The sequence below is a fragment of the Methylobacterium sp. C33D genome, from assembly GCF_053345825.1.
In genome coordinates, this window is record NZ_JBKFAV010000027.1 from 35,160 (window position 1) to 57,332 (window position 22,173).

Consider the following 22,173-nt stretch of genomic DNA (forward strand, 5'->3'; position numbering starts at 1 on the left):
CGCCGGAACGCTTGCCCTAGATTGCATGCAGGCGTATACAATCTGTCCCGCGATGACGGATGGTGGAGAGACGGGCATGCAGCGGTCGGGCGATGCGCAGCGGGATGTCCTGGTGGTCGGCTCAGGCAACGCCGCCATGAGCGCGGGCCTCGCCGCCCTGGAGCGCGGCGCCTCGGTGCTGATGATCGAGAAGGCCGAGCGGGATCTGGCGGGCGGCAACACCGCCTACACGGCCGGCGCCATGCGCTTCGTCTACGAAGGCAACGACGACCTGATCCCCCTGCTCGCCGATCCGCAGGATCCGCGCCTGCCGCGCACAGATTTCGGCGCCTACACGGCGCAGAAATTCGAGCAGGATCTCCTCGGCTTCAACGATGGGCGGCCGCTGTCGCGCGAGCAGCGCATCCTGATCGACGAGAGCGGCGCGGCGCTGCGCTGGCTCGGCACCCAGGGGGTTAAGTTCGAGCCGATCTATTCCCGACAATCCTTCGAGAAGGACGGGCGCTTCGTGTTCTGGGGCGGCCTGACGCTCGCTACCCACGACGAGGGCTTCGGCCTCGCCCAGGCGGAACTGGCCGCCTTCACCCGGGCCGGCGGCGAGATCCGCTACGGCTGTCCGGCCGAGGGGCTGATCGTCGAGGACGGGCGCGTCGTCGGCGTGGAGACACCGCAGGGCGCGTTCCGCGCCGAGGCCGTCGTGCTCGCCTGCGGCGGCTTCGAATCGAACGCCGCCCTGCGGACGCGCTTCATCGGCGCGGGCTGGGACAAGGCCCGGGTCCGCGGCACGCCCCACAACCGGGGCGACGGTCTCGAGATGGCGCTGGCGCTGGGCGCGAAGGCCCACGGCTTCTACGGCGGCTGCCACGCCACGCCGATGGACCTGCACACCCCCGATTACGGCAACCTCGACCTGCCCCACGGCGAGCGCAAGCACTACCGGAAGATCTGCTATTTCCTCGGGCTGATGCTCAACGCGGACGGCGCGCGGTTCGTCGACGAGGGCAAGGATTTCCGCAACTACACCTACGCCCAGTTCGGCCGCGCCATCATGGAGCAGCCCGGGCACGTGGCGTGGCAGATCTTCGACGCCAAGGTCGATCACCTGCTCTACAGCGAGTACCGGTTCCACGATGCGCACTTCGTCGAGGCCGACACCCTGGACGGGCTCCTCGACCGGCTCGAGGGCATCGACCGGGCGGCGGCGCGGCGGACCATCGCGGCGTTCAACGCCGCCGTGGACGAGAGCGTCCCGTTCGATCCGACCGTGAAGGACGGGCGCGGCACACGGGGGCTCGCGCTGCCGAAGTCGAACTGGGCGCAGAAGATCGAGACCGGGCCGTTCAAGGCTTACCCGGTCACCGGCGGCATCACCTTCACGTACGGCGGTGTCGAGGTCGGCGACGACGGCGGCGTGAAGCGCGCGGACGGCGGCGCGATTCCCGGCCTCTACGCCTGCGGCGAGATGGTCGGCGGCGTCTTCTTCAACGGCTATCCCGGCGGTTCGGGGCTGACCTCCGGCGTCGTGTTCGGCCGCCGCGCCGGCTACGGCGCCGCCGCGAGGGCGAAGGGCTGAGGGCCGCGGCGGACCGCGACCGGTGCCCTGCCCCTTCGCGGGGGAGGGGCATGCGCGCGATCGTTTGCCCAGGGGCCGATCGCCCCCTGTCCGCGGCCCCGGCGCGGGCGTAGAAGCCCCCATGCCCGCCCGACAGGCCGTCTTCACCATCTCCCGCGGCGTCCCGTTCCTGCCGACGCTCGCCGAGGCGCTGCTCTCCGGCCGTCTCGTCGGGCCGGTGGCGGACGATCCGCTGGCGCTCGCCGCCGTCACGATCTACCTGCCGACCCGCCGCGCCGCGCGGGCGCTGGCTGCGATCCTGGCCGAGAGGCTCGGCCGGGATGCGCCCGGTCAGGCGACGCTGCTGCCGCGGATGATCCCCCTCGGCGAGGCCGACGAGGCCGAGCTCGACCTCGCCGCCGAGCCGCTGCTGGAGGACAACGCCGACCCCCTCAGCATCCCGATGCCGCCGCTGGAGCGCCGGCTGATCCTGGCGCGCCTCGTCCAGGCCTGGGCCAGGACCGTCGACCGGACCCTGCTGCCGCTGGACGCCGAGGTGCCGTTCCTGGTGCCGTCCTCCCCCGCCGACGCGGTCGGGCTCGCCGGCGACCTCGAGCGCCTGATGGACGCGCTCACCGTCGAGGGCCTGCCCTGGTCGGAGATCGGCGCGGCCGTCGAGGCGGAGTATTCCCGCTACTTCGGCCTGACCCTCGACTTCGTGAAAATCGCCGCCGAGAACTGGCCGAAGCTCCTGGCCGAGCGCGGCCTCGCCGATCCCGTCGCCCGCGCCCGCAGCCTCGTGCTGGCCGAGGAGCAGCGCCTGTCCCGCAGCGCCACGCAGGACCCGGTGATCGTCGCCGGCTCGCTGGGCTCCGTCCCCGCCACGGCCCGGCTCATCGCGGCCGTGGCCAAGCTGCCCCACGGCGCCGTGGTCCTGCCCGGGCTCGATCTCGACCTCGACGCGGCCGGATGGGACGGCATCGACACCGGCGAGGGCTTCTCGCGCGTGATCGCGCACGGCCACCCGCAGGCGGTGCTGCACCGGCTGCTCGGGCCGGAGAACCTCAACCTCGACCGCGCCGAGATCGTCGCCCTCGGCGAGCCCGATGCCGGCCAGGTGGCGCGGGCCGCGCTCCTGTCGCAGGCCCTGCGGCCGGCCGACACCACCGACGCGTGGGCCGCCCTCGAACCGGCCGCGCGCGACACCGTCGCCCGCCTCGGCCTCGAAGGGGTCGCGCTCGCCGAGGCGGCCGACGAGCGCGAGGAGGCGCTGGTCGCGGCGCTGGCGCTGCGCGAGACCCTCCAGACCCCCGGCGCCACCGCGGCCCTGATCACGCCCGACCGCGGGCTCGCCGGCCGTGTCGCCGTCGAGCTGCTGCGCTGGGGCATCGTGGCCGAGGACTCCGCCGGCCAATCCCTGGCCGGAAGCCCGGCCGGGCGGCTCGCGCGCCTCGCCGCGGAGCTCGCCGCCGACCTCGCCCGCGATCAGGCCGACGCGATCCCGGCCCGGCTGATCGCGCTGCTCTCCCATCCGATGGTCCATCTCGGCCTGCCGCGTCCCGACGTGGTCCGGGGCGCCGCGGCCCTGGAGATCGGCTTGCTGCGCGGCCCCGTCCCGGCGCCCGGCTTCGACGGATTGCGCAAGGCCCTCGCGGCCGAGCGCGCCGGGCCGCCCGAGCACCGGCCCCGGGCCAAGCGCCGCCTGAAGGACGTCGACTGGGAACTGGCCGCGGACCTGCTGGACCGGCTGGACCTGGTGTTCCGGGATTTCCCGGGCCCGGACGGGGCCGGGGAATGCGACCTCGTCACCACCGCCACGGGGCACCGGGAGGCGTGCGACCGGCTGATCGCCGGGCCGGAGGACGGTTCCCCGGCGGAGACGGACGGGTCCCTCTCCTGCCTCGACGCCCTGTTCGACGACCTGGAGATGGCCGAGCCCGGCCTGATGCCGGGGCGGTTCGACGATTACGCCACCTTCTTCACGTCGCTGGCCCGGGAGCGCCTCGTCGCCTGCTCGGGCGAGGCGCCGCATCCGCGCCTGCGCATCCTCGGGCTGCTGGAGGCGCGCCTGCTGTCGGTGGACCGCGTGGTGCTCGGCGGCCTGGACGAGGGCGTGTGGCCGGTGCGCACGCTGACCGACTCGTTCCTCAACCGGCCGATGCGCGAGCGGGTCGGCCTCAACCCGCCCGAGCGGCGGATCGGCCAGATGGCCCACGACTTCGTGCAGGCGCTCGGGTGCCGCGACGCGGTGATCACCCGGGCGCTGAAGCGGGAGGGCGCGCCGACCGTGCCGTCCCGCCTGATCCAGCGCCTGCGCGCCCTCTCGGGCGATGCCCGCTGGGACACCGTCCTGCGCGCGGGGCGCCGGCTCGCGGGCCTCGCCGCGCGGCTCGACACGGCGCCGCCGGAACCGCGGCTGAAGCGCCCCGCGCCGAAGCCGGACCCGGCCCTGTTCCCGCGCTCGCTCAGCGTCACCGAGATCGAGACGCTGGTGCGCGATCCCTACAGCATCTTCGCCCGCCACGTGCTCGGGCTCGACCCGCTCGATCCGCTGGCGGCGGCGCCGGGCGTCGCCACCCGCGGCTCCCTGGTCCACGACGTCTTCGCGGAATTCGCCGGCCGCCATCCGACGGACCTGCCTCCGGACGCGGCGGAGCGGCTGCTGAACCTCGCGGTGAACGCCTTCGGCGAGATCGAGGCGGAGTACCCGAACCTCTACGCCGAGTGGTGGCCGCGCTACGAGCGCATGGCCTCGGCCTATCTCGACTGGGAGGCGCAGCGCCGGCCCGGCCTGACGCGGGTCTACCCGGAGGTCTCCGGGCGCTGGGCGATCCCGATGGGGCGCGAGACCTTCACGCTGCGCGCCCGGGCCGACCGGATCGAGCTGCGGCCGGACGGCAGCGCCTGCATCGTCGACTACAAGACCGGGACGCCGCCCTCGGGGAAGATGATCTTCTCCGGGTTCTCGCCGCAGCTCACCCTGGAGGCGGCGATGCTGATGCACGGCGCCTTCGCGGATCTGCCGGCCGTGAAGACGACGCCGGACCTGCTCTACGTCCACGCCTCGGGCGGGCGGAAGCCCTTCGTCCCGATCCCGGTGAAGCCGCCCCGGGGCGAGGAGCGCGGCGTGGAGGCGATCGTGGCCGAGCACGCCGCGCGGCTGCGGGGGCTTGTCGCCCGGTTCATGACCGGCGAGGCGGCCTACACGGCGCGGCCCTACCCGCAATATGCCAGCCAGTACGGCGCCTACGACCACCTCGCCCGGGTGCTCGAGTGGTCGCTCGCCGGGGACGAGGGCGGGGAGTGATCCCGCCCCGTCGCGTCAGGGTGTCCCGCCCGCACCGCGGGACGAGGACGCGGATGGGCGGCGCGGTCCGAGGCTCAGAAGAACGCCTGCAGCCCCGTCTGGGCCCGGCCCAGGATCAGGGCATGGACGTCGTGGGTGCCCTCGTAGGTGTTCACCGTCTCGAGGTTCTGGGCGTGGCGCATCACGTGGTACTCGCCCATGATGCCGTTGCCGCCGTGCATGTCCCGGGCGGTCCGGGCGATGTCCAGCGCCTTGCCGCAATTGTTGCGCTTGACCAGCGAGATCATCTCGGGGGCCATCCTGCCCTCGTCCATCAGCCGCCCGACCCGGAGCGAGGCCTGGAGCCCGAGGGCGATCTCGGTCTGCATGTCGGCGAGCTTCTTCTGGACGAGCTGCGTCTGCGCCAGCGGCCGGCCGAACTGCTTGCGCTCCAGCGTGTAGGTGCGGGCGCGGTGCCAGCAATCCTCGGCGGCGCCCATCGCGCCCCACGAGATGCCGTAGCGCGCCCGGTTGAGGCAGCCGAACGGCCCCTTCAGTCCCGAGACGTTCGGCAGCAGCGCGTCCTCGCCGACCTCGACGCCCTCCATGACGATCTCGCCGGTGGTGGAGGCGCGCAGGGACAGCTTGCCCTTGAGCGTCGGTGCCGACAGGCCCTTCATGCCCTTCTCGAGGACGAAGCCGCGGATCGCGCCCTCGTGCGCCTCGGACTTCGCCCAGACCACGAACACGTCAGCGAACGGCGCGTTCGAGATCCACATCTTGGCGCCCGAGATCCGGTAGCCGCCGTCGATCTTCTCGGCCTTGGTCTTCATGCCGGCCGGGTCCGAGCCGGCATCGGGCTCGGTGAGGCCGAAGCAGCCGATCCACTCGCCCGAGGCGAGCTTCGGCAGGAACTTCTTGCGCTGCTCCTCGGAGCCGTAGGCGTGGATCGGGTACATCACGAGGGAGGATTGGACGCTCATCATCGAGCGGTAGCCGGAATCCACGGCCTCGACCGCCCGCGCCACGAGCCCGTAGGCCACGTAGGAGGCGCCCGCGCAGCCGTACTCCTCGGGGAGCGTCACGCCGAGCAGGCCGAGCTCGCCCATCTTCCGGAACAGGCCGGGATCGGTCTTCTCGGTGGCGTAGGCCTCGACGATCCCGGGGAGGAGCTGCTCCTGCGCGAAGCTCTGGGCGACGTCGCGGATCGCCCGCTCGTCCTCAGTGAGCTGATCCTCCAGCAGGAAGGGATCGTCCCAGACGAAGCGGGCCGAGGCCGGGGCCGACGGTGAGGCGCTGCCCGGAGGGCGCATCGGAGCGTTCATCGAAATTCCTCGCCTGCAGGGACGCGCGGGTCTACGCGGCCCGCACTCTTGGGCCTACCCTAGACCCGCGCGGCGCCCGGTCCAACGCGCGCGGTGACGCCGGGGCGCCGCCGTCACGCACGGCCGAGCAGCGTGAGCCAGGCCAGGGTGGTGAGCGGCGCCAGGAGCGTCGAGACAAGCACCGAGGCCGCGACCATGCCGGTCTCGGTCCGGTAGCGCGCCGCCAGCAGGTAGGCGTTGATCCCCACCGGCATGGCGGCGAACAGGGTGGCGACCCCCGCGTAGGCGGCCGGCATCGCGAAGACGTGGAAGGCCAGGATCCAGACCGCCAGCGGGTGCAGGAGATTCTTCAGGAGCGCGATCACCAGGGCACCCTTGAGGTCGAACAGAACCCGGTAGCGCTTCAGGCCGGCGCCGAGCGCCACCAGGGCGCAGGTCGAGGCCGTGCCCGCGAAGGTGTCGATGAGCGACCGGGCGATGCCGACCGGCGCGAGGCCGAGGGCCTTCATGGCCATGCCGATCAGCAGCGCCACGAAGATCGGGTTGCGCAGCAGCACCAGGGCGAGCCCGCGGATCCGCGCCAGGACCGGCAGGCCGGAATCGGACTCGATCAGGAAGGTGGCGCTGCCCATCATCAGCGGCAGGTGGACGGCCAGCAGCATGAACAGCGGGAAGGCGCCCTCCTCGCCGTAGGCCTGGAGGATCATCGGGACGCCCACGAACACCGTGTTCGACTGGCTCGCCGCGAAGCCGTGGAGGATCGCGCCGCGCCGCTCGATCCCGGCCCGACGCCGGGCGATCAGCGTGCCAACGAACCACGAGATCGCCGCGCCGCCGAAATACGCGACCCAGTACGACCAGGCGACGGTCCCGCTCATCCCCGGCCTCGTCAGCGTGGCGATGATCAGGGCCGGGACGGCGACGGCGAAGACGTATTCCGACAGCCCGTCGCTGACCTTGTCGGAGAGGAGGCCCGCGAGGGCGGCCGCCCAGCCGATCAGGACGATCCCGAAGATCGGGGCGATGATGGCGAGGGCGTTCACGGGGCCGTCGGGAGCGGAGTCTGGTGCGCGGGGGGCGACTCGGCCCATAGCACGCCGGCGCGCCGCGTCGCGCACCGCCGGGAGCTGTGCTGGCATGTCGGACGAGAGGGGATCGGGGATTCGCCGCGCCGCCGCGCGGGGCTACGGCGCCGAGGCCCACACCTACGTGACGGGACGCCCCGACTATCCGCCGGCCGTGGCCGGCTGGCTGACTGAGGATCTCGGTCTCGGGCCGGTGCGGCGGGTCCTCGACCTGGGCGCTGGCACCGGCAAGTTCCTGCCCGCCCTGCGCGCGACCGGTGCCTCCGTCGTCGCCGTGGAGCCCGTCGACGCCATGCGCGCGCGGATCTCGGACGCGCATCCGGAGGTCGAAGCCCGCGCCGGGACCGCGGAGGCGATCCCGCTCGACGCGGCGAGCCTCGACGCGGTGGTCTGCGCCCAGTCCTTCCACTGGTTCGCCACGGCCGCCGCGCTGACCGAGATCGCCCGGGTGCTGCGTCCCGGCGGCCGGCTCGGGCTGATCTGGAACGTGCGCGACGAGACCGTTCCCTGGGTCGCCGCCCTGTCGCGGATCACCGATCCGCACGAGGGCGGCGCGCCGCGCTACCGCACCGGCGCGTGGCGGACCCCGTTCCCCACGCCGGACTTCGGACCGCTGCGCGAGCGCCGCTGGCGGCACGCGCATTGCGGAACGCCCGAGACCGTGATTCTCGACCGCACGCTCTCGGTCAGCTTCATCGCGGCGCTTCCCGCCGCCGAGCGGGCCGGCGTGGCCGAGGCGGTGCGGGTCCTCATCGCCGACACGCCCGAACTCGCCGGCCCGTCGATCGTCGACTTCCCCTACGTGACGACGGCCTTCTGCAGCGCGCGCGCGTGACGGCGCACGGGTCGGCGGCCTACTTGTTCTCCAGCACCTTGATCGGGTCCGTGCGCTGGGTCGCGGGCGGCTCCTTGGTGAGAGTGGCGCCGCCCTCCCGCTGCACCTTGACGTCCTTCGGCGCACCCGGCCCGCCGACCGCGCGACCGCCCTCGGCGCTCTGCGTCGGCACCGTTCCGGACGCGAGCTCGAGGCAGGTCACCATCTCGACGTAGGACGGGTAGCCGCCCGCCTTGAACTGGTCCTGACACTGGCGCTTGGCGGCGGGGGTGTAGCTGCTCCAGTGCCGCTCGGCCTCCTTCTTGGCGTCGCGCTCGGAGCGGATGCAGCCGTCGTAATTCGCCTTGTCGCTGATGGTCGTGTTGGTGACCTGGGCCGACTGGCAGGTGCGCTCGACGTCGAGATACGGCACCGCGTCGGCCCGGGCGGAGGCCGGCGCGAGAACCAGGGTGAGCAGCGCGAAGGTGCCGGGGACCATCGTGCGGGAACGGGTCGTCATGTCGTCGGACTCGCGATCTGTGGCGGTTCGCGCCGCCGGAACTGCCGGCACAACGCGCCAGGATCCCGTTCGGCACCAAAGGCCCCGACAATCAGCTCCCGTGGGCGCCGCGCAGCGCCTGATCGAGATCGCCGTACAGGTCCTCCGGATCCTCGATGCCGGTGGACAGGCGCAGCAGGTCCGGCGGGCAGGGGCTGCCCGGACCTTCCACCGAGGCGCGGTGCTCGATCAGGCTCTCGACGCCGCCGAGCGAGGTCGCCCGCTTCCAGAGCCGCACCCGCGCCGCCGTGGCGATGGCGCCCGCCTCGCCGCCGGCCACCCGGATCGACAGCATGAAGCCGAACCCGTCCCGCATCTGCCGGCGGGCGACCGCGTGGCCGGGATCGTCCGGGAGACCCGGGTAGAGGACGCGGGTCACGTGCGGGTGTTCGCTCAGGCGCCCGGCCAGCCGCAGGGCGCCGGCCGCCTGGGCGGCCGCGCGCAGGTGCAGGGTCCGGAGGGAGCGCATCAGCAGGTAGGCCTCGAACGGCCCGAGGATGCCGCCGCTGCCGGCGCGGATCCCCCGGATCCGCTCCCAGAACGCGTCGGCCCGCGCCCCCGCCAGCACGCCCGCCACGACGTCGGAATGGCCGTTGAGGATCTTGGTGGCCGAGTGCATCACGATGTCGGCGCCGAGTTCCAGGGGCCGGGTGTGAACCGGCGAGGCGGCCGTGGAATCCACGGCGAGCCGCGCCCCCGCCGCGTGGGCGATCTCGGCCGCAGCGGCGATGTCGGTGACCGTCCAGAGCGGGTTGCCGGGGGTCTCGATCCAGACGAGCTTGGTCCGGCCGGGCTCGATCGCGGCGCGCAGGGCGTCCGGATCGTCCGTGTCCACGAAGGTCAGCGTGAGGCCGCGCCGGGGCGCCTCCTCGCGCAGCCAGCGCTTCAGCGCCCAGTACATGACCGTTCCGGCGACCACGTGGTCGCCGGGCTCCAGCGCGCCGAACACCGCGGTCGCCGCAGCCATCCCGGAGCCGAACAGCAGCGCGCCGGCGCCGGCCCCCTCCAGCATCGCCAGGACCGACTCGGCCTCGCGCACCGTGGCGTTGTCGGGCCGCGCGTAGCTGTAGCCGGAGCTGTAGCCGTTGTCGGGATCGCGGATGAAGGTGGTGGCGACGTGGAGCGGCATCACCACGGCCCGCGTCTCGGGCTCGATCCGGCCCATGGCCTGGGCAGCGAGGCTCCGGCGCGCGAATCCCGGCTCGGCGTCGCCCCGGCTATCCGACGGACCCTGCGGCGCGTTAGGCTGTGACATCTGGCGATTCTCGGCGGATGGAGACGGGCGCGTGCCACGGCGCGTGGGCCCCGGCAAGCCGCGCCACGAGCCGCGCCCGCAAGGACCGACGATCATGACCGCCGCCACACAGGTCCCCGAGGGATCGCCCCTGCCGCGCTGGCTGCGCCTCGCCGCCGCGATCCTGCCGGTTGCGGCCACCGCGGCCGTCGGCTCGGTATCGACCCAGGCGGAGATCCCGGGCTGGTACGCGAGCCTGAACAAGCCGGTCTTCAACCCGCCGAACTGGGTGTTCCCGGTCGCCTGGACGATCCTCTACACGATGATCGCGGTCGCGCTCTGGCGGCTGCTCGGCGCGATGCCGCGCACCGGGCCGAGCCGCGAGGGCTGGTGGCTCGCCCTCGCGGCGTTCCTCGTGCAGATCGCCCTCAACGCCGCGTGGACGCCGGTCTTCTTCACCGCCCACGCGATCGGCGCCGGTCTGATCGTCGTCGCGATGCTGCTGGTGATGGTGCTCTGGACGATCCGGCTGACCTGGCGGTTCGACCGGCTCGCGGCGTGGCTCCTCGTCCCCTACGCGGCCTGGGTCGCCTTCGCGACGCTGCTCAACGCCGCGATCCTGCGGATGAACTGATCGCCCGTCCCGTCGCACGCCCGGCCGTGATCGCGGGCGGTGCAAGTCCCAGGGCGCGTGTCGCGCCGGGAGGCCGCGCCGCTGTCAGGACGCGTGCTCGGGCTTCTCCTCGCCCGCGGGCCTGCCGTCATCGCGGGCCCGGTGGAGCAGGAAGATCGCGAAGACCATCGTGAGGATCAGCCCCGCCAGCACGCCCAGCTCGATCATCGAGGCCTGGAACAGCGCCTGCTTCTCCGGCGACCAGTCCTTGGCGTGCATGATCTCCGACGATTGCAGGGTGATCACCAGCACGCGCCGGATCGACGCGATCAGCCCGACGATCAGGAACGGCTCGCAGGTCAGCGTCCCCGACCGCATCGAGACCCGGACCGTGTGCAGGATCTCGATCAGCATCAGCAGGAAGAGGAGCCGGTCGATCACCTCCAGGATCTGCTGCGCGCCGCCGAGCGCCCGGATCGCCTCCCAGGTCATGCCGGTGGCCTCGACCAGCGCCACGAGCGCGGTGAGCGCCAGCAGGATGCCGAGGGCCGCGTAGATGGCGTGCTCGGTGTGCAGGAAGATCGCGCTGGCGATCTTCGTCAGGCGACCCTGGTCTTCTGAGTGTTCCGACATCATTCCCCCCTGGAATGTGCCGAGACGATCAGCTTCCGAACCGCGCGTCCAGTCCGGCGAAGCTCCGGCTCAACCGATCGGGATCAGGGGTGGCGTTACGTCGCTGCCGGTGGCCGGGGCCGATCAGTGGAAGAACGGCAGGGCGTGCGGCGCGAGGTAGCCGAAGCCGAGTAGCGCGGCCCCGGCGAGGCCCAGGAAGCCGCCGGCGAAGACCAGCAGGCTGATCCCGGTGATCACCTCGGCCGACGCCAGGACGATGCCGATCTGGAAGGCCGCCGAGGCCAACTCGTAATGGTGGTAGCGCAGCAGCGCGAGGTCGCGCCGGCCCTCGGACGCCCGGGCCTTCTCGGAAAGCTCCTTGCGGCCCTCGCCGGTCGCCGGCTCCGAATCCCAGCGCGCCAGGGTCTTGGACCACTCGGCGCGCTTGGCGGCGATCGCGTCCTGATTCGGCCCCGGCGGGAGCAGCGCCAGGGCCTCGTCGGCGGTCTTGAGCACCGTCGCGCGGATCGTCCGGGCCTGGAAATAGGCCCACTGGTTCGCGGCCTCGACGTTCGCGCCGATCGAATCCGTCTGGGACGCCTTGCCCAGCGTCTCGCTGAACGCCAGGAACAGCGCCAGCACCGAGATCAGCAGCGCCACGCGCTTGTTCGACCCCTCGACCGCCCCGTGACCACCCGACATCGCTTCCTACGTCTCCGTTGATTCGGCGGGCCGAGTCACAGCCCATCGCGGCGCGCGACGCAATGCGCGCCGCCGATCTGCGAGGCCTCGAACCCGGGCGTCCGGTTCCCTGGCGGCCCTACTCCGCGGCGATCCGTGGCGGCGGGTGCCCGTCATTCGCTGGACGGGCCGGATCGAAGGCGGCCTCGTCCTCCGGGTCGTCGCGCTCGCCCACGAACCGGCCGAACAGCCGCGTCAGCAGGCGGGACAGGTCGTCCATCAGCACGAAGATCGCCGGCACGAAGACGAGCGACAGCACGGTCGAGACGATCAGGCCGCCGATCACCGCCACCGCCATCGGCGAGCGGAACTCGCCGCCGATGCCGTAGGCCATCGCGGACGGGACCATGCCGGCCGCCATGGCGATGGTGGTCATGACGATCGGCCGGGCGCGCTTGCGGCCGGCATCGACGATCGCGACGTTCCGATCGACGCCGGCGCGGATCTGCTCCACGGCGAAATCCACCAGCATGATGGCGTTCTTGGTCACGACGCCCATCAGCATCAGGATGCCGATCACCACCGGCATCGAGATCGGCATGTGGCAGATCAGCAGCGCCAGGATCGCGCCGCCGATGGACAGGGGCAGCGAGAACAGGATGGTCAGCGGCTGCAGGAAGTTGCCGAACAGCAGGATCAGCACGCCGAACACCATCATCAGGCCGGCGCCCATGGCCAGCGCGAAGCCCTCGAAGACCTCGCCCATCACCTCCGCGTCGCCGGTCTGGCTGATCGTGACGCCGGGCGGCAGGTTCCTGGCGGTCGGCAGATTCATCACCTGGCCGATCAGCTCGGCGAGGGCGTCGGTGCCCTGCATGTCGCCCTCGAGCGCGACGCGCACGGCGCGGTCGTAGCGGTCGATTCCGGTCGGGCCCTGGCCCAGGCTGATGTCGGCGACGGTCGCGAGCGGCACGGCCGTCCCGCCCTTCACCGGAACCTTCAGGGTCTCGAGGTCGGAGAGCCGGCCGCGCACGCTCTCGGGAAGCTGCACGCGGATCGGGATCTGCCGGTCGGTGGCGTTGAACTTGGCGAGGTTCATGCCGATGTCGCCGATCGTCCCGACGCGCACGGTCTCGGCGATGGTGTCGGTGCTCACGCCGAGATCGGCCGCCACGGCGGGCTTCGGCCGGATCCGGACCTCGGTCCGGTCGAGGGGCGCCGTCGACATGACGTTGACGAGGTGCGGGACCTGCTGGGCCTCGCGCTGGAGCTTGGCGGCGACCTCTGCCACCACGGCCTTGTCGGGGCCCGCGATGATCAGCGCGAGGTCGCGCTGGCCACCCTCGCGCAGGGCCCAGAAACGCAGGTCCGGCTCCTCCCGCAGGATCGCCGCGACCTCCGCGTCGACCTGCTTCTGGGTCTTGTGACGGGCGTTCTTCGGGGTCAGGTTGATGGTGAGGCTCGCGAGCCGCACCTCCTTCTTGGCCGGCAGCTGGCGGCCACCGTCCACGAACACGCTCTTCACCTCGGGCAGCGCGCGGATCTTCTCCTCGATGCGGTCGGTGACCCGGACCGTGTCCTGGAGCCGGGCGCCCGGCGGCAGTTCGACCACGAACAGGGTGCGGGCCTGGTCCTCCGCCGGCAGGAAGCCCGCGGGCAGGAGCCCCGTGGAGGCGATGGAGCCGGCGAAGCACGCGATGCCGAGCACGAGCGTGATGAACTTGTGCCGGACCGACCAGGCGACGAGGCGGGTGTAGCCGCGCATGACGACGCCGTCGCGCTCGTGGTCCGGCCCGTGGTCGCGCAGGAAGTAGGCGGCGAGCAGCGGCGTGATCAGGCGCGCCACGAGGAGCGACATGAACACCGCCGCCGCGATGGTCAGGCCGAACTGCTTGAAGTACTGGCCGGCGATGCCACCCATGAACGACACCGGCGAGAAGATCGCGATGATCGTCGCCGTGATGGCGATGACCGCGAGGCCGATCTCGTCCGCGGCCTCCAGGGCGGCGCGGTAGGGCGATTTCCCCATCCGCATGTGCCGGACGATGTTCTCGATCTCCACGATCGCGTCGTCCACCAGGATGCCGGTGACCAGCGTGATCGCCAGGAGGCTGACGGCGTTGAGCGAGAAGCCCAGCGCGCTCATCACCCAGAAGGTCGGCAGCACCGAGAGGGGCAGCGCCACCGCGGCGATCAGGGTCGCGCGCCAGTCGCGCAGGAACAGCAGCACCACCACGACGGCGAGGACGGCGCCCTCGATCAGGCCCATCATGGCCGAGTGGTAGTTGCCGATCGTGTTCACGACGCTGGTGTCGATGAGGTCGAACCGGACGTCGGGATTGGCCGCGTGCAGCGCCGCGATCTTTTTGGCGACACCCACCGACACGTCGGCGTCGCTGGCGCCGCTGGCCCGGGAGATCGCGAAGGCGACCACCGGCTCGCCGTTGAAGCGCGCGAAGGTGCGGGGCTCCTCGGCGGTGTCCGACAGGGTCGCGAGCTCGTCGAGGCGCACCTTGCGGTTGCCCGGCACCACGATGGACGTCTTGGCCAGCGTGTCGAGGCTCGCCGAGGCGGCGAGCGCCCGGATCGACTGCTCCTGGCCGCCGACCTCGGCCCGGCCGCCGGCCATGTCGGCCGAGGTCAGGCGCAGCTGCCGGTTCACGTCCGCGGCGGTGATGCCCAGCGCCAGCAGGCGGTCGGGTTTCAGGGTGACGCGGATCTCGCGGGCGACGCCGCCGAGGCGCTCGACGCCGCCGACGCCCTTCACGCTCTGCAGGCCCCGGGCGACGACGTCGTCCACGAACCACGACAGGTCCTCGGGCGTCATGGCCGGCGCGGAGGCGCCGTAGATCATGATCGGCAGGCCGGCGATCTCCACGCGCGAGACGATCGGCTCGTCGATCGTCCGCGGCAGGTTCTGCCGGATCTTGGCGATGGCGTCCTTGACGTCGTTGGTCGCCCGGTCCTGGTTCACCTCGAGGCGGAACTCGATCGTCGTCGTCGAGGTGCCCTCCGTGATCGTCGAGAGGATGTGCTTGACGCCCTTCACGCCGGCGACCGAATCCTCGACCCACTTGGTGACCTGGGTCTGAAGCTCCGCGGGCGCCGCGCCCGACTGGGTGATCGTCACCGAGACGATCGGGATGTCGATGTTGGGGAACCGGGTGATCGGCAGCGCGCGGAAGCTCACCAGCCCGAGGATCATCAGGACCAGGAACAGGACCACCGACGGCAGCGGCTTGCGGATCGCCCAGGCGGAGACGTTGAGGCGCATGGCCGGTTCCTTCGACTGGTCCTACCGCGGGGCCGCGTCGGCGATCGGCGTGCTGGCGGGGGCCGCGACGGGACGCACCCGGTCGCCGTCGCGCAGGAAGCTCCCGGCGCGGGCCACGACGCTCTCGCCGGCGGCGACGCCGGAGCGGAGTTCCGTGAAGCCCTCGGCGGAGAGCCCCGTGGTCACGGGCCGCGCCTCGACGCGCCCGTCCTTCACAACGAGCACGCTGGCGCGGCCGTCGGCCGCGTAGAGCAGGCTGGAGACCGGGACGGCGACGCCGGTGCGGCGCGCGATCTCCACGTTGCCGCGCGCGAAGGCGCCGATGCGCAGGGCCGGATCGTCGCCGAGGCGGATGCGCACCTTGCCGAGCCGCGTCGCCCGGTCGACCTCCGGGTAGACCCGGCGCACCTTGCCGGCGAGGCGGCGGCCGTCGTCGAGGTCCAGGCTCGCCGGGTTGCCGACGTGGATGCGCGCCAGCGACGTCTCGGGCACCTCGCCCTCCAGCTCGATCTCGCCCCGGGCGATCAGCCGGAACAGCGGCTCGGCCGCCGCGGTGGCGGTGGCGCCGATCCGCGCGGTGCGGCGGTTGATGATCCCGGCCTCGGGGGCGCGGATGTCGGTGCGGGCGCGCCGCAGGGCGATCTCGGCGCCGGCGGCCCGTGCCGTGGCGAGGTCGGCCTGGGCCGATTGCAGTCCGCCCCTGGCGGCGGCGAGGCGGCCCTCGGCTCCCTGCGCCGCCGAGACGCGCTGCTCCAGCACGGCCGCGGTGCCGTTGCCGGTCTTGGCGAGCGCCTGGGCGCGCTCGAGCGCCTGCTTGGCCTCCAGGTTGGCGGCCTCCGCCTGGACGATCTGGCTCTGGGCCTGGACGATGGCCGCCTCGGCGCGGGCGACCGCCGCCGCGTTCGAGGCCTCCTGGGTGACGATCATCTCCAGCGACAGCTTGGCGAGGACCTGTCCCTTTGTGACGCGGTCGCCCTCCTCGACGAGGAGATCGGTGATGCGCAGGCCCTCGATCTCGGGGGAGACGAGGATCTCGTCGCGGGGGACCAGCGTCCCGGTGACGACGGCCCGCTCGACGATCTCGCGGCTCTCGGCCGGCACGACGGTGACCGCGGGTGCGATGGCGGCGGCGTCGGGAACCGCGGCGGTCTCGACGGCCCGGGCCGGCGCCCCGGCGAGGATCGCGAGCCCGCACAGGAGACTGAGGCGGGACGCGCGCCTACGGACGGAGTTCACGACGGGGGCCTCGCAATCGGCGCTGGACTGGTATTGCCACTCCCTCGCTTTGCAGGTCGGCGTTTTCATGGCGAGCCACTCCACCGGAGGCCGAGCATAGCGCCATCCGGCCGGGCCGTCGCCGGGCCTCGCGCCGCAGGTAATCGGCGCGGTCGGAGCGCGGCCGTTCACGGCGCTCGACCTGCAACCAGCGATGAATAGCGACGTTAATAGGCCGATGGTCTTCTCGAGACCGGGGAGGGGTCGATGAGCATTTTCCAGATCAGGCAGACGAAGAGCGGCGCGGTGCTCTGGACGGGAGCGGCCGACGACGAGCAGACGGCCCTCGACGCCATGGCGCGCGAGGCGGGCTACCGCGATTTCTCGTCCCTGCCGGATACGATCCGCGCCGACGGGATCGAGGCGGCGAAGCTCGACCTGATCTCCTGATCTCGGACCGAACCGCCTGCGCCGGAGTGGACCCCGCTTCGGCGTCGCTCCGTGGCGGAGCGTCGCGGTCCGGCCGCTCAGAGGTCCCGGACCAGGGCGTCGATCGTCGCGGCGCAGGTCCGGATCGCGTCCGGATCGTGCAGGCCGCCGATCACCGCGGGGTCGAGGGCGAGGCCCGCCGCGACTAGGCTCGGCCACGCCGCGGGCGTGGGCCAGCCGGGATGCACGATCGCGGCCCCGAGCCGCGCGAGCGCCTCGGCCTTCTCGGTCTGCTCGCCGTAGGGCCGATCCTCCGGCAAGCAGACGAAGCGCTTCCCCTGCGCGGCGGCCAGGGCGACGACGCCGTCGCCGCCGCCCCCCACCAGCAACGCCGCCCGCGCGACCCGCGCCTCGACGTCGGGGACCCATCCGTGCAGGTGCAGGTTGTCGGGCGCGGGTCCCGCGCCGGAGACCGGACCCAGGACGTGCCACGGCCGGTCCGGGACCGCCCGCGCCGCCGCGGCGAGTTCGGCGAGGCTTCCGCCCGCGCCGCCCCGGCCGAACACCACCACGATCTCGCGTCCCGCCTCGGTCGGGGCCTGCGCCGGCGCGCCGAGGAAGCCCGCGTAGAGGGTCTTGGACCGGACCCAGTCCGGGACGGCCGCGCCGTCGAGCGCGGCGGGGAAGGGGGCGAGCAGCCGCGTCGCGCCGCGGAAGGCCTCCAGGTGCGGCCGGTCCGTCCGTGTCCCCGCCAGCCGCACCACCAGGGTCGGCACCGACAGGAGCCGCGCCAGGAGCGCCACCTCCACCGAGACGTCGACGACCAGGAGCGCCGGCTCGGCCCGCTCTACCCAGGCCGCGATGCGCGCCATCCGCGCGCGGACCCCCGGATGGTTGAGCGGCGCGTAGTGCAGGGCCTCGGGCCGCTCGGCCGCGCCGTCCCGGCCGTCGAAGGCCGCGTCGCCGAGGGGGCGGTCGTCGGGCAGGTCGACGGTGTCGAGGCCGGCGGTGTCGAACCCGGCGAGGGTCCCGAGGATCGTGCAGGGCCGGTCCAGCGCTCCCGCGACGGCCCGGGCCCGCTGGAGGTGGCCGGCGCCCTGGTGATGGACGTACCAGCCGATGCCGCGGGTCACGCGGCGTCCCTCGGGGACAGGGCGAGGGCGTCGAGATCGGCGACCGCCTGGTCGAGGGCGCAGTCCCGCGCCGGCGGGCTGCGCGATTCGAGGATCCGGTCGGCGCGCTCCACGAAGGCGATGTCGTTCGGGCAGGCCCCGACGGCCGCGAGGTCGTCCGCGTCGAGGCCGAGCCGCGCGCAGGCGGCCGCGCGGGCCTCCGGATCGAGGTGGAAGGCCCGGCGCAGGGCCGCGCGGCGCAGGATCAGCGCCTGCCAGTGCGCGGCCTCCGGCAGCAGGTAGGCCTCCCCGTCGAGGACGCGGGTCCGGCGGAGCATCTCGGTGGCCATGCCACCCGAGACCCGCCCCTGGTGGCGGGACGAGACCAGCACCTGCACGTCCGGGCAGTGGCGCAGGCGCGCACCGTTGGCGCGCAGAAGCCCGACCAGGGCGTTGTCCTCGCCGCAGGGCAGAGCCGGCAGCCCCCCGACCGCCCGGTACAGGACGGCCGGGACGGCGAGGCTCGCGCCGGTATGGTCACCGTGGCGGGGCGCGGGGTCGTAGGGCGGCGGGTCGAGCAGGTCCTCCAGGCGCCGGACGCCGGACCAGTAGCGCTCGATGCGCGCGTGCAGGTCCGTGAGGGCGGGGTCCGGAGCGCCGTCGTCGTCGATCACCAGCCGGCCGCCGACGATGTCCGCGGCCTCCAGCGCGCGGAGATTGGCCGCCACCCACTCGGCCGGCAGGCGGGCATCCGCGTCGGTGGTGAGGAGGATGCCGTCCGGCTCCCCGTCGGCCTCCAGCCAGTCGGCGCCGGCGTCGAGCGCCATGCGCCGCGCCGTGCCGACATGGGCGTCCGCGCCGCCGAGCTCGACCGCGATCAGCCGCAGCGTCAGCGTCGCGAGGATGCCCGAGGCCTCGACGTCCCGCACCGCCTGGACGGTCCCGTCCGTGCAGTTGTTGGCCAGCACCACGACGCGCAGGGGCGCCCGCGCCGAGACGCCGTTCTGCGCGGCCAGGGAAGCGAGCAGGCGCGGCAGGCGCTCGGCCTCGTTCCGGGCGGGGATGCAGACGACGCAGGGTGGCGGTGCCGGGTGGTCGGCGTCCGTGGTCATGGCAGGTCTCCCGTGGCACCCTCGTGCGCCGCGGAGGTCGGGGGCGGCCCGTCGTGCCGCCGGGCTCCGGGCTCGGGTGCGGATTGCGGCGCGCGGATCCGCGCCGTTCAGCCGCGTCCTCCGGCGACGCGCAGGGCCGGCTGCGCCCGCTCGGCGCAGCGCGCGATCACGGCATCGTAGGCTTCCAGGTAGCGCCCGGTCATGGCGGCGGCGTCGTAGAGTGCCTCGGCGCGGTCGCGGCAGGCCCGGCGCGACAGGCCGGCGGCGTCCCGGATCGCCACGGAGAGATCCTGCGGATCGTCCGGGCGGGCGAGGCGGCCGCAGGACGCGTCGAGGATGTCGGGCATGGCGCCGCGCCGGAAGGCCGCCACCGGGGTCCCGCAGGCGAGCGCCTCCGCCACGACGAGACCGAAGGGCTCCTCCCAGCGCGGCGAGACGATCGCCACGCGGGCCCGGCCGAGATGGTGGGCGAGATCCCGGTGGGAGAGATGGCCGAGATGCGTCAGGTCCGGCCCGAGACGCGGGGCGATCTCGGCGGCCCAGTAGCCGGGATTGAGCTTGGGACCCGCGAAGGTCAGCGGCAGACCGGCGGCGCGGGCCGCGTCGATCGCCAGGTGCAGCCCCTTCTCGGGCACGATCCGGCCCGACCAGAAGGCGAAGGGCGGATCGTCGGCAGCCTCCGAATACGCGAAGGTCGAGAGGTCCACGCCGTTGTCGACCACCTGGGCGCCGGGCACGAGATGCGCCCATTCCTGCGCGAGCGACGGCGACACTGCCAGGAAGGCCATGTCGGGGTCGGCCTGGACCACGCCGCCGACCAGGGATTCGAAGGGCGGCGTGTGCAGCACCGTCACCCAGGGCAGGCCGATGCGCGTGCTCTCGCACAGCGGCAGGGCGTGCAGCGAATTGTTGTGGACGAGATCGAAGCCGCCGGCAGCGACCATCTCCATCATGCGCCGGTACGCATCGTGCTCGGTCCGGTCGATCGCCTCCTCGCGCTCCGGATCATGGAGCGCGTCCCCGGTCGGATCGCACAGCATCACCGGGTCGAGCGCCGGGTCGGACCCGCGGCTGGCGAACAGAGTAACGTCGTGCCCGTGCCGCTTCAGCGCGACGGTCAGGAGATGCGTGTGCATCTCCAGGCCGCCGGCGTAGGGCTGGCCGATCGGGTATTTCAGATGTGCGAGGACAGCGATCTTCACGCGCGCACCGAGTCCGGTTGGGTGGGGATTTCTGCCGCCCGCAGCGGCGCGAAAGGACTTCTTTCCGCGGCGAGGGTGGCGGGGATCATGCCGAATGTTTCTTCAACAAGCGTTGCGTTGACGGGGTCTGGAGCGACGACGAACGCGACGCTTGCCGGCTTCCTAAGCGCGGCGGCCTGAACCATTGATGATCGAGATGCGCGGGTGGCCGTTCACGCCGCGGCGCGGCACGCCCCGGGGGCCCCCGGGCCCGCGGTCGCGGAGCCCCGGGCGGCCTGTTAGGCTACGCGGCCGCGCCGGCCGTGGCGTCGGCAGGGGAGGGGTGTCGATGGGGCTTCCGTTCGGGCTGAGCGTCTTCGCCGTGGGTGTCGCGGTGCTGGCGATCATCACCCTGGCCGCCGGCGTGAAGATCGTGCCCCAGGGTTACGTCTACACGGTGGAGCGCTTCGGCCGCTACGCCCGCAGCCTCGACGCCGGCCTCGGCCTGATCACGCCGTTCGTCGAGCGCGTCGGCCGCAAGGTCAACGTGATGGAGCAGGTCATCGACGTGCCAAGCCAGCAGGCCTTCACCCGCGACAATGCCGGCGTCACCATCGACGCGGTGGTGTTCTACCAAGTGCTCGACGCGGCGCGCGCCTCCTACGAGGTCTCGAGCCTCGACCTCGCCGCCACGACCCTGACCATGACCAACATCCGCACCGTGGTCGGCTCGATGGATCTCGACCAGCTCCTCGCCCACCGCGACGAAATCAACGAGCGCCTGCTCCGGGTGATGGACGCGGCGGCCTCGCCCTGGGGTGTCAAGATCAACCGGATCGAGATCAAGGACATCGTGCTCCCGGCCGATCTCGCGGGGGCGATGGCCCGGCAGATGAAGGCCGAGCGCGAGAAGCGCGCCTCGATCCTGGAGGCTGAGGGGCAGCGCGCCGCCGAGATCCTGCGGGCGGAGGGGCGCAAGCAGTCGGCGATCCTGGAGGCGGAGGGCCGGCGCGAGGCCGCCTTCCGCGACGCGGAGGCGCGGGAGCGCTCCGCCGAGGCCGAGGCGGCGGCGACCGGGGTGGTCAGCCGGGCGATCGCCGAGGGCGACATCGCGGCGGCGAATTTCCTCGTGGCCGAGAAGTACGTCGACGCCGTGCGGGCGATCGCCACCGCGCCGAACCAGCGGGTCGTGGTAGTGCCGATCGAGGCGGCGGCGCTCGCCGGCACCCTCGGCGGCATCGGCGAGCTTACCCGTTCGGTCTTCGGCGACGGCGCCGCCGCGCCCCGGCGCACCGGGACCCCGCCGAACGTCGCGGCGCCGCGGGCCTGACGCCGGTGACGCTCGATTCCCTCGCCGGAACCCTCGGGGGCCTCGGGGCGGCCTGGAGCTGGGTGATCGCCGGCCTCGTGCTGGCCGGTGCCGAGATCCTGCTGCCCGGCGTGTTCCTGATCTGGCTCGGCCTCGCCGCCGTCGCGACCGGCCTCGCGGCCGCGGCGCTGCCCATGCCCTGGCAGGGCCAGACCCTGCTGTTCGCCGGTCTCGCCGTCGCCCTGGTGGCGCTCGCGGCGCGCCTCCAGCGCCGCGGCAGGCGGTCTGGGCCGGACCTGAACCGCGCCGACCGCGGCCTGATCGGGCGCGAGGCCGTGCTCGACGAGCCGATCGTGCAGGGGGCGGGGCGCATCCGCTTCGACGACACGCTCTGGCGGATCCAAGGGCCGGATCTGCCAGTCGGCGGGCGCGTGCGGGTGGTGGGGCTGTCGGGGACGGTGTTGCGGGTAGAGGCGGTTTGAGGAGCGCTCGGCGCTGCTGGGCAGGGGGCGCTTCCGACGGACGCCGTCTGGAAGCGCGGGCGAGTCCTGATATCGGGGACCGTCTCTCCGTGGACTGGACGTTCGGGCCGGCCGGATGGCTGCGTCGACGCCAGTGGGATCTTCCTTCCGGCACCGAACAGGGGGCTGGGCGATGTTGTCCGATGCGTTCCGCGCTTCTTCATGGCCGCGACCCGACCCATACGCCCACCTCCGGTCGTGCGGACCCCGAAGACGGTCCAATGTCTCGCTGCGACGAAGGCGGTGATGCGCCCATCCC

General features: G+C 73.0%; 19 protein-coding genes. 7 read left to right on the top strand and 12 right to left on the bottom strand.

Annotation, left to right across the window (positions count from 1 at the left end):
- Positions 1-76: 76 nt before the first annotated feature.
- Together tcuA and addB are read left to right on the top strand one after the other, a co-directional pair.
- Positions 77-1,573 carry an FAD-dependent tricarballylate dehydrogenase TcuA gene (tcuA, locus tag ACLBXO_RS20975; RefSeq protein ID WP_447686556.1) on the top strand — a complete coding sequence of 499 codons (1,497 nt, stop codon included), beginning with the start codon at positions 77-79 and terminating at the stop codon, positions 1,571-1,573.
- Between the two features lie 121 nt (positions 1,574-1,694).
- A complete protein-coding gene (addB, locus tag ACLBXO_RS20980; protein ID WP_447686557.1) occupies positions 1,695-4,859 on the top strand; it encodes a double-strand break repair protein AddB in 3,165 nt (1,054 codons plus the stop codon).
- 74 nt (positions 4,860-4,933) lie between these two features.
- Here the strand turns inward: addB and ACLBXO_RS20985 are convergent, their stop codons facing one another.
- Complete coding sequence (locus ACLBXO_RS20985; protein WP_331315371.1) at positions 4,934-6,163, bottom strand: acyl-CoA dehydrogenase; 1,230 nt, start codon at positions 6,161-6,163, stop codon at positions 4,934-4,936.
- A gap of 113 nt (positions 6,164-6,276) precedes the next feature.
- Entirely contained in the window at positions 6,277-7,206 is a 930-nt protein-coding gene (locus ACLBXO_RS20990; protein WP_447686558.1) for an AEC family transporter, read from the bottom strand.
- A 94-nt stretch (positions 7,207-7,300) separates the two neighbouring features.
- On the opposite strand from ACLBXO_RS20990, the gene ACLBXO_RS20995 reads away from it, so the two are divergent.
- Positions 7,301-8,083 (top strand): class I SAM-dependent methyltransferase, encoded by a 783-nt coding sequence (locus tag ACLBXO_RS20995; protein WP_447686559.1) that lies wholly within the window; start codon positions 7,301-7,303, stop codon positions 8,081-8,083.
- Between the two features lie 19 nt (positions 8,084-8,102).
- Here ACLBXO_RS20995 and ACLBXO_RS21000 read toward each other — a convergent pair whose 3' ends face one another.
- Together ACLBXO_RS21000 and ACLBXO_RS21005 are read right to left on the bottom strand one after the other, a co-directional pair.
- The gene (locus ACLBXO_RS21000; RefSeq protein ID WP_331315366.1) at positions 8,103-8,582 is read right to left on the bottom strand and encodes a hypothetical protein; all 480 of its coding nucleotides are present in this window, start codon (positions 8,580-8,582) and stop codon (positions 8,103-8,105) included.
- A gap of 91 nt (positions 8,583-8,673) precedes the next feature.
- On the bottom strand, positions 8,674-9,876 hold the full coding sequence (locus tag ACLBXO_RS21005) for a trans-sulfuration enzyme family protein (protein WP_447686560.1): 1,203 nt from the start codon (positions 9,874-9,876) through the stop codon (positions 8,674-8,676).
- Between the two features lie 94 nt (positions 9,877-9,970).
- On the opposite strand from ACLBXO_RS21005, the gene ACLBXO_RS21010 reads away from it, so the two are divergent.
- Positions 9,971-10,489: a TspO/MBR family protein gene (locus tag ACLBXO_RS21010; protein ID WP_331315363.1), complete on the top strand. Its 519-nt coding sequence runs from the start codon at positions 9,971-9,973 to the stop codon at positions 10,487-10,489.
- An 84-nt stretch (positions 10,490-10,573) separates the two neighbouring features.
- On the opposite strand, the gene ACLBXO_RS21015 is transcribed toward ACLBXO_RS21010, so the two are convergent.
- From ACLBXO_RS21015 to ACLBXO_RS21030, 4 genes are all read right to left on the bottom strand, one after another.
- On the bottom strand, positions 10,574-11,101 hold the full coding sequence (locus ACLBXO_RS21015) for a phosphate-starvation-inducible PsiE family protein (RefSeq protein WP_331315361.1): 528 nt from the start codon (positions 11,099-11,101) through the stop codon (positions 10,574-10,576).
- A gap of 123 nt (positions 11,102-11,224) precedes the next feature.
- On the bottom strand, positions 11,225-11,782 hold the full coding sequence (locus tag ACLBXO_RS21020) for a DUF4337 domain-containing protein (protein ID WP_331315360.1): 558 nt from the start codon (positions 11,780-11,782) through the stop codon (positions 11,225-11,227).
- A gap of 118 nt (positions 11,783-11,900) precedes the next feature.
- Positions 11,901-15,035 (bottom strand): efflux RND transporter permease subunit, encoded by a 3,135-nt coding sequence (locus tag ACLBXO_RS21025; RefSeq protein WP_331315358.1) that lies wholly within the window; start codon positions 15,033-15,035, stop codon positions 11,901-11,903.
- 21 nt (positions 15,036-15,056) lie between these two features.
- Complete coding sequence (locus ACLBXO_RS21030; RefSeq protein WP_447686561.1) at positions 15,057-16,340, bottom strand: efflux RND transporter periplasmic adaptor subunit; 1,284 nt, start codon at positions 16,338-16,340, stop codon at positions 15,057-15,059.
- 177 nt (positions 16,341-16,517) lie between these two features.
- Between ACLBXO_RS21030 and ACLBXO_RS21035 the strand changes: the two genes are divergently transcribed.
- The gene (locus ACLBXO_RS21035; RefSeq protein ID WP_020090787.1) at positions 16,518-16,700 is read left to right on the top strand and encodes a hypothetical protein; all 183 of its coding nucleotides are present in this window, start codon (positions 16,518-16,520) and stop codon (positions 16,698-16,700) included.
- Between the two features lie 77 nt (positions 16,701-16,777).
- Here ACLBXO_RS21035 and ACLBXO_RS21040 read toward each other — a convergent pair whose 3' ends face one another.
- From ACLBXO_RS21040 to ACLBXO_RS21055, 4 genes are all read right to left on the bottom strand, one after another.
- The gene (locus ACLBXO_RS21040; RefSeq protein WP_447686562.1) at positions 16,778-17,812 is read right to left on the bottom strand and encodes a glycosyltransferase; all 1,035 of its coding nucleotides are present in this window, start codon (positions 17,810-17,812) and stop codon (positions 16,778-16,780) included.
- Positions 17,809-18,903, bottom strand: coding sequence for a glycosyltransferase (locus ACLBXO_RS21045; protein WP_447686563.1), 1,095 nt, complete (start codon positions 18,901-18,903; stop codon positions 17,809-17,811). Before ACLBXO_RS21045 ends, ACLBXO_RS21040 begins: the two co-directional genes overlap by 4 nt.
- A 107-nt stretch (positions 18,904-19,010) precedes the next feature.
- A complete protein-coding gene (locus tag ACLBXO_RS21050) occupies positions 19,011-20,105 on the bottom strand; it encodes a glycosyltransferase family 4 protein (protein ID WP_447686564.1) in 1,095 nt (364 codons plus the stop codon).
- Positions 20,102-20,290: a hypothetical protein gene (locus tag ACLBXO_RS21055; protein ID WP_331315349.1), complete on the bottom strand. Its 189-nt coding sequence runs from the start codon at positions 20,288-20,290 to the stop codon at positions 20,102-20,104. Before ACLBXO_RS21055 ends, ACLBXO_RS21050 begins: the two co-directional genes overlap by 4 nt.
- A 143-nt stretch (positions 20,291-20,433) precedes the next feature.
- On the opposite strand from ACLBXO_RS21055, the gene ACLBXO_RS21060 reads away from it, so the two are divergent.
- Positions 20,434-21,414 (top strand): SPFH domain-containing protein, encoded by a 981-nt coding sequence (locus tag ACLBXO_RS21060; RefSeq protein ID WP_331315347.1) that lies wholly within the window; start codon positions 20,434-20,436, stop codon positions 21,412-21,414.
- Between the two features lie 5 nt (positions 21,415-21,419).
- Entirely contained in the window at positions 21,420-21,875 is a 456-nt protein-coding gene (locus tag ACLBXO_RS21065; protein ID WP_331315346.1) for an NfeD family protein, read from the top strand.
- Positions 21,876-22,173 lie beyond the last annotated feature (298 nt).

Excerpts from the sequence above, each read along its gene's own strand:
- tcuA (WP_447686556.1), top strand. The coding sequence starts at position 77 with ATGCAGCGGTCGGGCGATGCGCAGCGGGATGTCCTGGTGGTCGGCTCA.
- addB (WP_447686557.1), top strand. The coding sequence starts at position 1,695 with ATGCCCGCCCGACAGGCCGTCTTCACCATCTCCCGCGGCGTCCCGTTC.
- ACLBXO_RS20985 (WP_331315371.1), bottom strand. The coding sequence starts at position 6,163 with ATGAACGCTCCGATGCGCCCTCCGGGCAGCGCCTCACCGTCGGCCCCG.
- ACLBXO_RS20995 (WP_447686559.1), top strand. The coding sequence starts at position 7,301 with ATGTCGGACGAGAGGGGATCGGGGATTCGCCGCGCCGCCGCGCGGGGC.
- ACLBXO_RS21000 (WP_331315366.1), bottom strand. The coding sequence starts at position 8,582 with ATGACGACCCGTTCCCGCACGATGGTCCCCGGCACCTTCGCGCTGCTC.
- ACLBXO_RS21005 (WP_447686560.1), bottom strand. The coding sequence starts at position 9,876 with ATGTCACAGCCTAACGCGCCGCAGGGTCCGTCGGATAGCCGGGGCGAC.
- ACLBXO_RS21010 (WP_331315363.1), top strand. The coding sequence starts at position 9,971 with ATGACCGCCGCCACACAGGTCCCCGAGGGATCGCCCCTGCCGCGCTGG.
- ACLBXO_RS21015 (WP_331315361.1), bottom strand. The coding sequence starts at position 11,101 with ATGTCGGAACACTCAGAAGACCAGGGTCGCCTGACGAAGATCGCCAGC.
- ACLBXO_RS21020 (WP_331315360.1), bottom strand. The coding sequence starts at position 11,782 with ATGTCGGGTGGTCACGGGGCGGTCGAGGGGTCGAACAAGCGCGTGGCG.
- ACLBXO_RS21025 (WP_331315358.1), bottom strand. The coding sequence starts at position 15,035 with ATGCGCCTCAACGTCTCCGCCTGGGCGATCCGCAAGCCGCTGCCGTCG.
- ACLBXO_RS21030 (WP_447686561.1), bottom strand. The coding sequence starts at position 16,340 with ATGAAAACGCCGACCTGCAAAGCGAGGGAGTGGCAATACCAGTCCAGC.
- ACLBXO_RS21035 (WP_020090787.1), top strand. The coding sequence starts at position 16,518 with ATGAGCATTTTCCAGATCAGGCAGACGAAGAGCGGCGCGGTGCTCTGG.
- ACLBXO_RS21045 (WP_447686563.1), bottom strand. The coding sequence starts at position 18,903 with ATGACCACGGACGCCGACCACCCGGCACCGCCACCCTGCGTCGTCTGC.
- ACLBXO_RS21055 (WP_331315349.1), bottom strand. The coding sequence starts at position 20,290 with ATGGTTCAGGCCGCCGCGCTTAGGAAGCCGGCAAGCGTCGCGTTCGTC.
- ACLBXO_RS21060 (WP_331315347.1), top strand. The coding sequence starts at position 20,434 with ATGGGGCTTCCGTTCGGGCTGAGCGTCTTCGCCGTGGGTGTCGCGGTG.